The sequence below is a fragment of the Microcoleus sp. S28C3 genome (assembly GCF_036700785.1).
GTDB classification, from domain to species: Bacteria; Cyanobacteriota; Cyanobacteriia; order Cyanobacteriales; family Microcoleaceae; genus Microcoleus; species Microcoleus asticus.
Window position 1 is genome coordinate 1 of the sequence record NZ_JAUBPO010000076.1, and the last position, 14,551, is coordinate 14,551.

10 protein-coding genes and 1 pseudogene are annotated in these 14,551 nt (G+C 46.0%); 4 read left to right on the forward strand and 7 right to left on the reverse strand.

All coding sequences use genetic code 11. The features are described 5' to 3' along the window. Window positions 1-139: 139 nt before the first annotated feature. A complete protein-coding gene (locus QUA13_RS21365) occupies window positions 140-1,150 on the reverse strand; it encodes a leucine-rich repeat domain-containing protein (protein ID WP_333201690.1) in 1,011 nt (336 codons plus the stop codon). A 178-nt stretch (window positions 1,151-1,328) separates the two neighbouring features. Here QUA13_RS21365 and QUA13_RS21370 point away from each other — a divergent pair, with 178 nt between their 5' ends. Continuing rightward, window positions 1,329-1,796 carry an ABA4-like family protein gene (locus QUA13_RS21370; RefSeq protein ID WP_333201692.1) on the forward strand — a complete coding sequence of 156 codons (468 nt, stop codon included), beginning with the start codon at window positions 1,329-1,331 and terminating at the stop codon, window positions 1,794-1,796. Between the two features lie 239 nt (window positions 1,797-2,035). On the opposite strand, the gene QUA13_RS21375 is transcribed toward QUA13_RS21370, so the two are convergent. Further along, entirely contained in the window at window positions 2,036-4,954 is a 2,919-nt protein-coding gene (locus QUA13_RS21375) for a GAF domain-containing protein (protein WP_333201694.1), read from the reverse strand. A gap of 231 nt (window positions 4,955-5,185) precedes the next feature. Here QUA13_RS21375 and QUA13_RS21380 point away from each other — a divergent pair, with 231 nt between their 5' ends. Continuing rightward, window positions 5,186-6,352 carry a quinone-dependent dihydroorotate dehydrogenase gene (locus QUA13_RS21380; RefSeq protein WP_333201696.1) on the forward strand — a complete coding sequence of 389 codons (1,167 nt, stop codon included), beginning with the start codon at window positions 5,186-5,188 and terminating at the stop codon, window positions 6,350-6,352. Between the two features lie 145 nt (window positions 6,353-6,497). On the opposite strand, the gene QUA13_RS21385 is transcribed toward QUA13_RS21380, so the two are convergent. The 3 genes from QUA13_RS21385 to QUA13_RS21395 all read right to left on the reverse strand — a co-directional run bounded on the left by QUA13_RS21385 (window position 6,498) and on the right by QUA13_RS21395 (window position 9,418). Continuing rightward, entirely contained in the window at window positions 6,498-7,055 is a 558-nt protein-coding gene (locus tag QUA13_RS21385) for a hypothetical protein (RefSeq protein ID WP_333201698.1), read from the reverse strand. Between the two features lie 133 nt (window positions 7,056-7,188). Further along, entirely contained in the window at window positions 7,189-8,640 is a 1,452-nt protein-coding gene (locus QUA13_RS21390) for an anthranilate synthase component I (protein WP_333201700.1), read from the reverse strand. A 106-nt stretch (window positions 8,641-8,746) separates the two neighbouring features. Further along, the gene (locus tag QUA13_RS21395) at window positions 8,747-9,418 is read right to left on the reverse strand and encodes an aminotransferase class IV (RefSeq protein ID WP_333201702.1); all 672 of its coding nucleotides are present in this window, start codon (window positions 9,416-9,418) and stop codon (window positions 8,747-8,749) included. 94 nt (window positions 9,419-9,512) lie between these two features. Between QUA13_RS21395 and QUA13_RS21400 the strand changes: the two are divergent. Then, window positions 9,513-10,172 (forward strand): annotated as a pseudogene (locus tag QUA13_RS21400) (SanA/YdcF family protein). A gap of 185 nt (window positions 10,173-10,357) precedes the next feature. Here the strand turns inward: QUA13_RS21400 and QUA13_RS21405 are convergent. Next, window positions 10,358-10,585 (reverse strand): hypothetical protein, encoded by a 228-nt coding sequence (locus QUA13_RS21405; RefSeq protein ID WP_333187778.1) that lies wholly within the window; start codon window positions 10,583-10,585, stop codon window positions 10,358-10,360. 461 nt (window positions 10,586-11,046) lie between these two features. On the opposite strand from QUA13_RS21405, the gene QUA13_RS21410 reads away from it, so the two are divergent. Beyond that, on the forward strand, window positions 11,047-11,685 hold the full coding sequence (locus QUA13_RS21410; protein WP_333201704.1) for a transaldolase family protein: 639 nt from the start codon (window positions 11,047-11,049) through the stop codon (window positions 11,683-11,685). A gap of 351 nt (window positions 11,686-12,036) precedes the next feature. On the opposite strand, the gene QUA13_RS21415 is transcribed toward QUA13_RS21410, so the two are convergent. Next, window positions 12,037-14,106 (reverse strand): serine/threonine-protein kinase, encoded by a 2,070-nt coding sequence (locus QUA13_RS21415; protein ID WP_333201706.1) that lies wholly within the window; start codon window positions 14,104-14,106, stop codon window positions 12,037-12,039. Between the last annotated feature and the right edge of the window lie 445 nt (window positions 14,107-14,551).

The following is a 14,551-nucleotide window of genomic DNA, read 5'->3' on the forward strand; positions in this document are numbered from 1 at the left end:
TTTTTCTCTATCTTTTTGTTGCATTTGTAAGTTATCCATTTTTAATTGTCACAATCAAGTATTGCATATAATTGTATCACAATCATGATAATGATTTAGGATTGCTATATAAACTGCCATCTTGCCTCGACATTAAGAATTAAAACCGACAGATAGATTCAGGATTGACAGGGCAAATTTTATTAACAATGGGATTTCCGCGCAAGTCTAGCGTAGTTAACTTTTGCAAAGATTGCAGGGAACTGATATCAGAGATTTGATTGTTGTACAAGTCTAGTAAAAATAAATTATTTAAAGCTTGTAGCGCGCTGCTATCGGAAATTGGATTGTTGAACAGATAAAGTTCAGTCAAATTAGTTAAAGATTTCAGCGGACTGATGTCTGATATTTGATTGTTACCGAGGTTGAGTTCAATTAAATTAGTTAGCGATGTCAAAGGACTAATATCTGAAATTTTATTTTGGAATAAAACCAATTTATTTAAGTTAGTTAGCGATGCCAGCGGAGTAAGGTCAGATATTTCATTGCCGAATAGAAACAGCGTATTGAGATTTTTCAAGGAAGCTAGCGGGGTGATATCCGATATTTTATTATTGTAAAGGTAGAGTGTATCGAGTGCAGTCAAATTTCTCAGAGGAGCGAGATCGGAAATTTGATTGTTGTAGAGTATCAGCGCATTTAAGTTCGTTAAAGCTTGCACCGGAGTGATGTCAGAAATTTTGTTGTCAAACAAGACAAGTGCGGTAAGATTAGTTAGATCTGCTAGGGGACTGATGTCTGAGATTTGATTGGTATCGAGAACGAGTCTTGTTAGATTTATTAGAGATGAAAGCGGACTGATATCTGATATTTGATTGACATCCACAACCAGAGTTTTGAGATTGGTTAAAGATTGTAGGGGAGCGAGGTTAGATATTTGATTGCTGCCGAGGATAAGATTAGTCAGTTGAGTGAAAGATGAGAGGGGACTGATCTCGGTAATTTCAAGATTTTTGAGGTTAAGTTCTGTTGTATTAGAAAGCAGTTCGTTGGCTCGATCGCACTCAGAAGTATCTGATATTTGCAACAGTATTTCTACCGTATGTTTGGCGCTGGGAGAGAGAGTTTCTTTGTGCTTACACCAATCTAGAAAGTTATTATAAGTTGTCATGGGCTGTGCTGGGTCAATCGATTTTAGATGGGAGATTGGAAAATTTAGATAAGTATAGCAATTCTCTTTCATTTGTGAATGAGATTTTTTTCAGCTTCTGATAAATTTTAGCCAAAATTGTGTAAAGTAATCTTAACATCCTTAATTGCATTGCATCACCAGGAGCCAAGAGCCAACTATGACACCCGAACTAATTTTTAACGCAGCTAATCTGTTCGTTTTGCCTTTCTGGGCAATTATGATTTTATTACCTAACTGGGGAATTACCAGAAAAGTGATGAATTCTTTCATTCCGTTTGCAGTGCTAGCCGCTTTGTACATATATTTGTTTGGTAGCAGTCTGACTGCGGAAAATGCGGCAGCTTTGTCGAATCCCAAGCTAGCAGATATTGCTAAGTTTCTGGGGGAGGAAACGGCGGCGGCTACGGGATGGATACATTTTTTAGTGATGGATTTGTTTGTGGGGCGCTGGATTTATTTGGAAGGACAGCGGACAGGAGTTTGGACGGTCCATTCTCTGGCTTTGTGTTTGTTTGCTGGGCCGATGGGATTGCTTTCTCATATTGTAACTGCTTGGATTACTCAAAGGTTTTTCCCTAGTTCTGAAAGTCTTTCGGGGGCGGGTTCTCCGGCCCATCCACAATAAAATTGATGTATTGTAGAACGGGTTCTCCGACCCGTTCCTTCCTAAATATGGCGCAAGATACCAGTAACAATATAGATAGTAGCTAAACCAGCCCCTTGTATTTTGAAAGAGGTAGATGGCGATTTACTGTTGGGTGGGCGCGGGTTGATGAAATTATGGGTTTTAGGCAATTATTGTTTGTGAAACACGCCCCTACAATTTTCGATCGCAGCTTGAAACTTTTACAAAATTTTGCAATATTAAGAATTGGCTAGGGGCAGCACTAAACGAGCCACAATTAAATTGTTTTCTAACATTTCTAAAGACAAGTTTCCCCCCATTAAGCGTACCGCTCGCTGACAAATTAAGAGATTTTGCACGATCGACCTATTTGCAGAAACGCCTAATATATCGGGCCCGGAACCGCCGTTGAAGGCAGCAATTAACTGTCGATCGCACGCGCCGCTATCGATCACAGACAATTCTAGCAAACCTTCCCGCAACAACTGAGAGCGAATCTCAATCTTGTCACCAACTCCAGAGCGCCTGCAAGCAGCCGCGAGCAATTCGCACAGGATCAAATCCAGCTTAATGCTGTCCCCGCGAACGCTCAAAGTCTGGCCTGCAGGCATCGACACAGCAGTTTCTCTGTGCACTTCCAGCAAGACTTCCGACTGTTTGATCAGGGGGGCAGTTCGATCGAGCGATCGCCTCAGCCAAGCGCTCACAGGCACCGCATCTTGTGCGAATTGCAGCCGCCACTGTTCCTGTTTCAGCAGCAAATGAGTTGACCCCAAAGCATTGCCAATGTGCCGCAAAACCTGTTGGTAGCGCAAAGTTTTCAAAGCATCCTTTTGCTCCTTCCCCGACTGCAAAATCGACTGACTCAAATCCCCCAACTCCTTCACCCCCGCTCCCACAGTGCGGTAAAAGTCCTCAAAACGGCGCTGTTTGTACCAGTTGAGCAGCTCCAGATCGAATCGGTGCGACTCCTCGGCCGATTGCACCGCCAAATACCTGCGCCACCAAGCCAACTGAGACGCCATCGAGCTGAGTAAACTCACCGACAACTCCGACCACTGGCGGCCCGGAGCGTCTGCAGCCACCACAATGCCCGCCGGAGCGTGTTCTGGGGCCGTCCGCAGCGCCACCGTCATCATCTCGCCAATTCCCGGACTGCGCAGCCACCGCTTCGTCGCCAGTTGCAGTTGGCTCGTGCTCTGTTGCAGCACCCCGCTAGCAGCCAGGGTTTGTTGGATCAAGGCATCTGTTTTGACAGGAATCACCGCCTCGGGATTGAGGGCAAATACGGGATTGGCAGCTAGCGCCGTCGCAATTGAACCTTCCTCCTGACCTGGATTCCAAGTAATTACGGCTACTAAAGGACAGGAAAGTGTCTGGGAAACGTGTTGAGCAAAGTTACGATCGAGCTTTTGCAGCGGCAACTCTGGGAACATCGTCGGTGAAGCAGCAGATATCGGTTGCTCAGATTGCTCTTCAGGAGAATGCTGCAAAACCGCCAAACCCGATTTGAGCAATCGCTCAAATTGCTGATATTTGTCGATTTCCGAACTCTGCTGCCAGGAGTGCAGGATCAATCCTAGCTGTTGGCTCACTAGCCGAACTAATTCTTGCTCAGATCGCCTCCAAGTGCGAGTTGCACTGTGCCCGACAACCAGCAAACCCTCGATCGATTTTCGACGATCGATTTTTGATTTTAAATTCGGGTTTTCTCCGTCTTTATTTTTCCTCCGAGTGCTTGATGCCAAAAGCGATCGCACCCCCGCCTCCGCTAGCACTTCCCGCCAAGCCCCCAACCGCCCGTCTTCTTCCCAATTTTCAATAGCCAGAGGTGCGCTTTCTTGCAACAGCCCCACGTCTGCCGCGTCGAGGGCGTTGAGCGGCGACGGCACTGCCCTGCGGTTGCGGGGCAGATTTTGGCAGACAATCTCAAAGCGATTTTGTTCTTCGCCGTACAGCAGCAGCAAAAAGTATTCGCATTTGAGCCGCCCGCACAACTGCTCGGCGGTATTTTTCAAAGTCGCCTCCCAGTCAGCATCGCTGTAGATGGCGCGAGCTATTCCGGCAGTTAAATCTCGATCGATCTCAGTTTGCTGAATTTTCTCCTCCATCTCCGACACAGGAGCCGTCAGAGCCACTAACCGCGCCACTCCCTGCAGGTAATGTTTTTCATTTTCTTGCCAAATCCGGGGCTCGCCGGCTTCGACTGCCAAAAATCCCAACAATTCCCCTTCTGAAACAATCGGCGCAGCCAACAGAGAGCGAGCGCGGATTTGCTGCATCAACCGCCCCGTCAGCTCAGTTTTCAGAGAACTTTGAGATTCACCGATCCAAACCATTTCTTCCCTGCCCAAAGCCTGATAAAATTCGCCCAAGTCTTGGACGGTGATGCCCGAAGCCGCTCGGCCCGGCCCGCCCAAACCCGGAGCAACTTCGCGGTTGCTGACTCGGCGCCAAAAATAGCGCCGCTCTCGCTCGAACCAATAAACATTGGTGCGCGTCGGCTGGGTAAATTCATGGGCTTGTTCGACAACCGCTTGCAAGTATTGGTCGAGCGATCGCAGTTCCCCCAACTGCGAAATCAGCGCTAAAAGAGACTCGTCTGGGTGTTTGACTTGTTGTCGCTGCCAGTCTTTTTCTATTTGGTAAAGAGCAGTTGCGAGCGCTCCAAATACGATCCCCAACTGCGTTTTTTCTCCCGACTTTGGCGACGCTCCCCACACGTCTGTTCCGAGCAAAATCACGCCGTAGCAGCGGTCTTTGTAGCGGAGCGGAAACAGAGTCGTACCTTGAATATTGAAAGTTTGAGCTGCTTTGCGCCATTCTCCGGCTCTGTTTTCCGATCGCAAATCCGGGACTCCCACCGGCCGGAGCTGAATCACCACTTGTTCCAGCAAATCCCCTGGGCTGAGGGCAAACCGCTGTTTGAGAAAAGACTGGTCGCCGTTAGGAGTCATGCCACCTTTCCCCAACAATCTGTGGGCCTGTCGATCGTACAACCCGATCCAAATCAACCCCCAGTCAAATTCCGTTTGCAAGTAACCGAGCGTGGTCGAAAGTAGCACTTCAACATTCTCCTCTTCTCGGAGAGTCTGGAGAACGCGTTCGAGGGTCGCGATTTGTTCGTCTAAATCCTTCGGTCTTTGCTGCTGCCCCATTTCCAAGCTTCCCCGCACCTTTGTCTAATTTAAAATTACCAACTTAAAAATTAAAAAATTCAAATGGAAAAGAATCAACATATAATATAATCGTCTCACTTATCCTTGAATCTCAAACATTGAATAAAGTCGATCGAAGTTGAAGTAAAAAACTTCGCCTTCGCTGCCTGCTCGTGAATATTTTTATTTCCCTTCTCCTTTCTAATTTGTAAATTGCCCCAGTACAAATCATTGGATATTTATCAATCAGGTGTAAAGCCGCTGTTGTTTTCCGTATTGAAAACAGATGCCGAGTGGCTGCACAACCGCACTCTCCAAGTTCTCGAACTCGCAGCTAGAACCCAGTCAAACCCCGCCACCAGCCAAATGCTCTCCCGATTGCAGAAATCTTTGGGAGTCCAAGATTCTCGCCTCGAACAATCTTTGTGGGGACTGAGCTTTAAAAATCCTGTCGGCTTGGCTGCGGGATTTGATAAAAATGGCGTAGCTGCTGACATTTGGGCAAATTTTGGCTTTGGCTTTGCCGAACTTGGCACTGTCACTTGTCAACCGCAGCCGGGAAACCCCCAACCTCGCTTGTTCCGCTTGACGGACGACAGTGCAGCCCTCAACCGCATGGGATTTAACAATCAAGGAGCCGCGGCAATGGCAGCCCGGTTTGAGGCTGCACAGAAACAGTCCCCATTCGATGCCTCGCGCCCCATGCCTAAGTCTCCGTTCCCCTTGGGCATCAATCTCGGTAAATCTAAGGTAACACCGTTAGAGGAGGCAGCAGCGGACTATTTGGAGAGCTTTAAGCTGCTGAAAGATTGGGGCGACTATTTTGTAGTCAACGTTTCATCTCCGAATACGCCGGGGTTGCGATCGCTCCAAGATGCTGCGGGACTTAGCACGATTTTGGAAATTTTGCAACAAGAAAATCGCGGAAGCAAGCCAATTTTAGTTAAGATTGCGCCGGATTTGGAACCCGAGGCGATCGCATCAATCCTCGACTTAGCAAAAACCTACCAACTAGCAGGAATTATCGCCACAAATACCACCATCCGCCGCGACGGATTGAAAACACAAATATTGCGAGAAACAGGCAAACCAATCGCCGAAGAAGCCGGGGGAATTAGCGGGCTTCCAGTGCGCGAGCGATCGACAGAAGTAATCCGATTTATCTGGCAATATACAAAAGGCGAATTACCCATAATTGGAGTTGGCGGCATTTTCACCGCCGAAGATGCTTGGGAAAAAATAGCCGCCGGTGCGAGTTTAATTCAAGTCTACACCGGTTGGGTTTACGAAGGGCCTTGGATGGTGCGCCGGATTCTCCAAGGTTTGTTGCAAAAGTTAGAAGAACGCGGATTTAGTTCTATTTCTGAGGCAGTAGGTTCGGACAATCTAAACACATAGGAGTGAAAAGCAATTCTTGGGCAGGCATCCTGCCCGATCAATATTACCCTTTTTGCACCCTTCGAGCAGTGCATTGAGCAGCCATCCGCTCCCGGAAATAATCGCAGCAACTTTTAGCACCTGATTAACTCTTCAAATTTCATTATCAGGGCACTAGCCGATCGCTGTATTTGATCAAAACTTTATAATCTCGATCGTACCACGCGCTAGGTGTCATATCTTGAACTTGAGCGACATCAACTATCTGGGTTTTCGTTCCGTAGGCAGATTCCGTTTCATAGATGATTTTTTTCTGGACAATTATCTCTCGATTGAATGGAATAATTTGCAGGGGAACACCGTATTTTTGCAGCGGAGGCAAGTATTTTTCAAGTAAGGAAATATCTACCGGATAGCCTTTACAAAGGTCAACGGTTGAATAAACTGCAACTATCAATTTACCGTCTATGTGCGTCCAGCCAGCTTCATATAACTTGCTGAGGTTTAGACAGTCTTTATAGCAGTTGATTGTGCCTCGTTGAGGATGATACACAGGAATCAGCCATTGAGGTGCTTTGTTAATTGCTTGTGCTTTTCCTTTCTGGTCGTGATAGTGAGCTTCTCCAACACCTAACCAGCTTTGGCAGTCTCGTCTAATATCCATGAGTTCACCCAGAATCTGACTCACAGTGCGATCGCTAAAAAAACTATCAGGCAACACCATACCAACAGTTCCCTAACATTAATACTACAAAAAATCTTTTGGTTTCGATCGATTTTAATTAGTATTACATCAAAAGTAAATCGGCGTTCAAAATCTTCAATAATCTTAACAAGTCGATTTATCTAACACGCATCTAATCAAATATTTCCGCTAATTTCAAAGCATTAACTTGAGCTTGAGCTTTATGCAGCGACTCCTGCCATTCCCTTTCCGGATCGCTATCAGCAACAATCCCCGCACCCACTTGTCCCCAAACAACTCCCCCGGTCGTACCGTCACTTTTTGGTGCATATAAAAGGGTGCGAATCAAAATATTTAAATCCAGGTTGCCGCGCCAGTCCAAATAACCGCAGGAACCGTAAAATAAATTGCGCTTCACGGGTTCCAATTCTTCGATGATTTCCAGACAGCGCACTTTCGGACAACCTGTAATCGTACCACCCGGAAATACCCCTCGAATTAAGTCGATCGCGTCGCAATCTCTTCTTAATGTACCGATAACATTACTGACGAGGTGCATCACGTGACTGTAGCGTTCAATCGTCAGAAATTCGTTAACTTTTACCGAGCCCCATTCACAGACCCTCCCGATATCGTTGCGCTCTAAGTCAACTAACATAATATGTTCGGCTCTTTCTTTGATATTCTCTATTAATTCCTGTGCTAACTGCTCATCTTGAATGCAGGTTAAACCTCGCGGTCTCGTTCCCGCGATCGGTCTAGTATCCACTTTTTTTCCTAATAATTGAACCAGTCTTTCCGGCGAACAACTAACTATCGTCCCCCACGGAGTTTGCCAATAACTTGCAAAAGGCGAAGGATTGATCCGTTGCAAAGCGCGGTAAATTGACCAACTACTGCAATCTGTACGGGCTTCAAACCGCAAAGATAAATTAGCCTGAAAAATATCGCCCGCATGAATATACTTCTGAGCTTTTCGCACTATTTCTTTATACTCACTCTGAGATAATTGGAAAATAGGAGTAGCGGAATTTTGTTGATAATTTTCCGGTAAATTCTTCTGGATTATTTCTCGCTGGGTTTGCTCTAATTGATGCTGCATAACATCGAGGTGAGAAGGTTGACTCGCGGCCAACCAGAGAATTTGCGTTTGACTGTCTAAAACCGCAAAAGATTCTGGTTCGTACCAACAGCTAACCGGGAAAGGAAGCGGATCGGTATTGAGTTGGGGCAGGTGTTCGATTTCCCATGCTAAATCATAACCTAGCCATCCCAACCAACCCCCAGTAAAAGGAATTTCCGGCGGTACATTCACTGCTAAGTTTTGCTTTTGAGACTCCAAAAGAGTGCGCAAAAAAGGTAAAATTTCACCGACTGGCGGTGTCCATAGCTGAGATTTACCATCAATTATCCGGGGAGAACCTGCACAAATAGAATATCGTGCCAAGTTAGTAGAAGATGTAACTGGACTTTCTAGCAGAACAGCCATATCGCGGAGCGAACAATCCGATATTGAACTTGCACTGTCGGCAGTTTTACCGAGAAATAAAATTTGAAAAATCTCCGCTCCGCTGCGCTGATTTAGGGGGAGCTTTCGCCAATGCCAAGGTTGTATTTGTTTCATAATAGATTGCACTATGGTTAACACTTTCAGGACTTACGCAACGAGTCAATTCTGTAGTAAGGTGCACAGTTCGCACCCTACGAAAATCGATATTGAAAGCGTTATCTCAGCCATTACTAACAACTTTCCAAACATCTCGGTTTGCCTCTTTTTTGAGGCGCATCCAACCCCTAACGGAGTTAATGAGAAATAAAGTTTGGGTACTGCGCAAATCATCTAAGGTAATTAATTCTTCTCTGATTTTTCCCTCCTCTAAAAGTTGAGAACGAAACGTCCCCGGTAATAAACCGCACTTGACGGGAGGTGTGATTAAACCTGCGGGTGTATCGATCGCAATATTGGCGATCGTGGATTCGGTAATAACTCCATCTTGATTCCACAGAAAGACATCCTGATATTCGGGCTGCGACTCCAAAGCCATTGTATAAGGCAATCGGTAAGTTGTCTTGTGGTAAAGAAATGGGCTTTGAGAATCGATCGGTTTGCGGGCAATTCCCACAGATGCACCGATTTTTAAGATACCGCTATCTAGTGTCTGAGCTTGTAATGTTATGTTTCCCTCACAAGATATTGTTAACCGTATTTTTTGTTTGACTGATCCGCAAGTCATACTTAATGCTTGTAAAGCTTTAGTTGCTTCTGTTAGCGATAGGGGGAAATTAAAATAATCAGCCGATCGCTCTAATCTTTGAAGATGTCTGTCTAGCAAAAAATAGCCGTTTTTGGGTTCCCATAAAAGTGATTCCAGTAATTCAAACTTTTGCTGTTGTTGAATCATATTTGTCAATATAATGTAACTCAGGTAACTTGACAACTTTTAGACCTGCGAAGCGGTCTGTTTGTGTAATTATATAGGAACTTAACTTGAATTTATGTTGCCTAAATCCTTTGTATTTCAATGGCGCCTTGCCATCCGGCTATTAATATTAACCTCAGTGCTCACACCCCTAGCCCTCAACTACTACGTCAGGCTAGTTACAAGCAACTACCTGCGCACCGATGTAGCTAAGGTTCCCGCCGAACCAATTGCCATTGTTTTTGGTGCCGGAGTTTGGGAAGACGGCACTCCAAGCCCAATGTTAGCCGATCGAGTGCAAGCAGCCGTCGATTTATACAAAGCGGGGCGAACGGGCAAACTTTTGATGACAGGAGACAATAGCAGCGCCGATTACAACGAAGTCAAAGCAATGCAGGAGTAGGCCGAAGCACAGGGCGTACCGACTAATAATATCATTCTCGATTATGCCGGATTTAGCACCTATGAAAGTTGCTACCGGGCGAAAGAGATTTTTGGCATAACGAAAGCTGTTTTAGTTACCCAAAACTTTCACTTAGCCCGTGCTGTTTATACCTGCCGCCAGTTGGGCGTAGAGGCGATCGGCTTAGGAACCCCGGATTGGGGCAAATTCCCCCAAAATAGCATGATTCGGTACAGTTTTCGCGAATTTCTGGCAGTTCTCAAAGCGCTTTGGGAAGTGCGCGTTACCCGTCCAGAACCGACTTTTTTGGGGCCGTTTGAAGGAATTAAATAAAAATTATGAGTGCTCTGTTGAAGACTTTAGTCCTTGCTTTAAAGACTAAAGTCTTCACTAAAAATGGGTTTTCTTACAACTAACCGGACATCATGTAAGTCCGGGAGTTGTAAGTTTTGAGTTAAACAAAAGTCCCGACACAACTCACAAATCATAACTCGCTCGTTGCGGTAGTGTTCCATAACTTACTCGCGTTTGGAAAGCCCCGCCAGCGACCAAGTTAGGCTCACCATCATTAAGCGGCCTAGAGCCTTCAAACGGTCTTCGGCGTTATTTTCAATCGCTTGAGACAGAGTTTCAGACTTAACATTTATCGAGAATTCTTCAGCAGTTTCTGCTGGTGTTGCCAACTGAGATTGTTCAGAAGATGTCTCAAGACTAACTTGTGGCTGCTGATTTTTTTCTTTGGTCATTTTCTGAGTCACCTCCTGGAGTTATTGCATACATAACCCTTAATACAAATGTAATTTATTTGTATCCGGGATTTGGGGAGTCAAGTTTTCCTTACCAGAAAATCGCAGTTACCAACTGACTTAAAAGTTTTGATTTCAGTTGTTAGCTATCTTAAATAGCACTTAGCCAATTTTCCTCAGAAAGCCGATTTATTCACAGATAGGTCGTCTTTCAAAATTTTTTGTAATAAACGGGATTTCTGAGCTTAAGTCCTGTTAAATTCAAAACTCACGCACTACTACCGATGATGCACATCACTGAATTGTTATATTTACTTAACAGTAATATTTCCGAGATTCTGATACAGTAATATTTCCGAGATTCTGATATTGTTAAAGCTTAACAATTAATTTTGCTCGGATTTATCTCAATCTGAAAGCAAGTGTCGGGAAATTATTAACAAACTGAAGGTGTAGAGCCGATGGCAATTTATGTTGATACTGCAATTGTAGCGGAAGCCGCACGGGCGAGCAAGTTCGGATGGATAGCGGGAATTACTACTAATCCGACACTTTTGGCAAAAAGCGAGTTATCTCCTGAGGTGACTCTCAAACAACTGGCACAACTGATTTCTGGGGAAGTGTATTATCAGCTAATGGCATCTGATTTTGATGGCATGGTAGCAGAAGGAAAAGCTGCTTTTGAGTCGCTCGGGCGGCAAACAGTTTTGAAAGTTCCAGCAACGGCTGCGGGTTTCCAAGCAGTAGCGCATTTGTCACCGTCCATTCCTTGCGCGGTGACGGCGATATACAGCGCATCACAAGCAGTTGTCTCAGCAGAAGCGGGTGCTAAATATGCGATCGCCTACGTGAATCGCGCCACCAGATTGTTGGGAGACGGTTTTGCCTTAGTGCAAGATATGGCAAATGTGTTGAAGCAAACTAATACGGAGATTTTGGCAGCTAGCATTAAATCGCCGGAAGAAGCGGTAAAGACTTTATTAGCTGGCGCTCATCATTTGACATTGCCTTTTGACGTTTTGCAAGCAATGACTGTTCACGAGTTGTCTCAGCAAACTGTTGATGAATTTGCCAAAAACGGGCGGGGGATTTTGGGATAATACCAAATTTATTTGCATAACGTCTTGATTATGTGAAAATTGAAAATTGCGAATTGGTAATGGGTAATTGGTATGGGTTTTGAATAACTCTTATCAAATAGGGTAACATCCGAATGATACCGAGCTTGGGGGCGTCCGGCTCTTGATGAGAGCTCGCGAGCAGGACGCTAGATTGCAGGGTATAATTCCGAGTCAGCGTATTTGATAGGACTGATGAGTGATGACTGCGGACTAAGGACTATTGATACCAGTCAAAAAAAAGAACGCCAGTGTAAGCCCGTGCTTCAAACCCATACAAAATAAGCCATTACCACTTCTTTAATCAAAAATCAAAAATCAAAAATAGCAGGACTATGGCATTCGCCAAATCTTAATAGTGCGATCGGGACTGCCACTCACAAAAGTCTTGCTATCTCTGGCAATAGCAACAGAACTCACAAACTGACTGTGACCAGAAAGAGTGCTTCTTTCTTTTCCCGTCTTCAAATCCCAAACTATAATATCTCCGCCCCCGCCGATCAAAGTGCGGCTGTCCGGGCTAAAGGCGATCGTCCTCACCCAGCTCGAATGCCCTTTAAAAGTGCGGGTGCGCTTCCCGTCTTGCACGTTCGACAAACGGATTGTATTGTCGGTGCTAGCACTAGCCACACTTTGCCCGTTCGGGCTAAAAGCCACAGCATTAACTGGGCCCCCGTGACCTGTGATAATTCTTCTAACTTCTCCGGTGCCGAGATTCCACAAACGCAGAGTCTTGTCATCGCTGCCGCTAGCGAGAGTTTTACCGTCCCGGCTCAAAGCGATCGCGTTTACCCCTCCGGCGTGGCCGCTCAAAGTCCGCAACCTGCTGCCGGTGCTGACATTCCACAAGCGAATAGTTTTGTCATCGCTGCCACTAGCGAGAGTTTTACCGTCCCTGCTAAAAGCGATCGCGTTAACGGCGGCTTTGTGAGCGGGAATCGTCCGCATCCGCCGCCCCGTCTTCAAATCCCAGAGAATCACTTTATTGTCGCCACCGCCGCTGGCAAAAATCGAGCTGTTTGGGCTCACCGCCAGCGTGTTGACCGATTTTTTAGAATGCACCGAATTGAGAGTCTGCAGCAGGCGTCCCGTCCTCACATTCCAAATTCTAATCGTCCCAGAGCTTGCGCTCACCAAAGTTTGACCGTCAGGCGACAGGGCGATCGCATTTACACTGCCGACATTATCCAAACTTCTTTGCAAAAACTGACTGCTAGGCAAACTAGAAAGCAGCCACACTGGGTTGGCCGGAAACACCCCGTAACGCAGCGAACCGTAAATTTGAGACGCACCAATACCCAGCATCAAAACAGCCGTGCCGGCCAGCAACTTATTTTTCCAATCAAAAACCTTTTCGGCGGGCTTCTTCAAGACCGAATTCAGAGGTCTGAGGCGGTTCATGGAATTCTGCTTCGTCGCCCCAGACCCCCCGGAAGTTGCGCGAAGTTTAGTTTGCCCCGTCGCCGGCAACTGAGTCGGCAACTGACTTTCCGCACCGTCGAGTTTAATTTCCTCCAAGCACTGCAAAACCATCTGCGGACTTTGAGGTCGATTTCCCGGAAAAGGCGCCATCAGGTAATCGATCACATTAGCCACGGGGTCGGAAACCTGAGGAGCTCCTTTGCGCCACATTAATCTGCCCGTGCGCGGGTTTTCTGGAAACGCAGTCGGCGGCTTCCCAGTCAGCAAATAAACAAAAGTGCGACCCAGAGCAAAAAAATCCGACTGCGGAACAGCCTTGCCATTAGTTTGTTCCGGCGGCGTGTAGCCGGGGGAAACAATACCAGTCACATTTTGCCCCTGGCCCACCTTAGCGAAATAAGTCGCCGACACTTCCCGAGCAGTCCCGAAGTCAATCAGCACTAACTGCCCGTTCGGCTTGCACATAATATTGTGCGGCTTGATATCCCGATGGAAATAGTTGAGGCGGTGAACTTGGTCTAAAATTTCCGACAGTTGTTTGAGCCAGTTCACAGCTTGTTCTTGACTGATCGGGCGGCCCCGATGTTTCAGCCAGTCTTGCAAATTGGCCCCAGCAATTTTCTCCATCACCAGACAGTGAAAAGACTCTGTGCTGTGAGCTGGCGTAAATATAAAATAACCGTCGCGATCGACTTTTGGAATACCTGGATGTCTTAGCCTGACCAATACGTCGGCTTCTTGCTTAAAAAGTTCTACAGCTTTGGGATGTTCTTTGAGTAAGACTTTGAGCACTCTTCGAGCGCCGTTGTCGTCCACTTCAAATGTTCTGCCAAAGCCGCCGCCTCCGAGAGGTGCGACTAGCCGATATCGACCTTGCAACAAAAGTTCTGACCCGCAGTGGATACACGCGGATTTGCCAGAGTTGGCTGGATCGGAGGGATTCGGGCATTTGGGATTGAGGCAATAACTCACAGAAGCCACATAACCCTGATTGAGGTTGCTCTATCAAGTTTTACTTTGACACTGCTATACAAAACTTGGCTAAGCTTTATTTTTGCTTCACCATTCAACTAGAAGTATTTTCTAGAGGGTCTGATTCCTGCTTCTGCCAAGGGAGTCGGCTCTTACTTGTCCACAGGCGTAAATTCGGGTGGAGCAGCACCCTATTTTTCAAATGAGTACAACTATTTATTGTGGAAGCTTTTAGCCATTGTTTAACCATTATTTTCAACCAATTTAACGAATCGTGGTATCCCGTTCGACCTTTTTATAGGCTGGTCAGTTTTAAATCGACCCTCGTTTACTCTCCCAGAAAATTTTTGCTGCAGATTTTAGGCATTATGAGAATGTTGCACATAACTGCGTTTCTGTCAATATGCTGGCCATAATTCGCTATGAGCAAGTTTAATAAAGTATTAAGCGATTA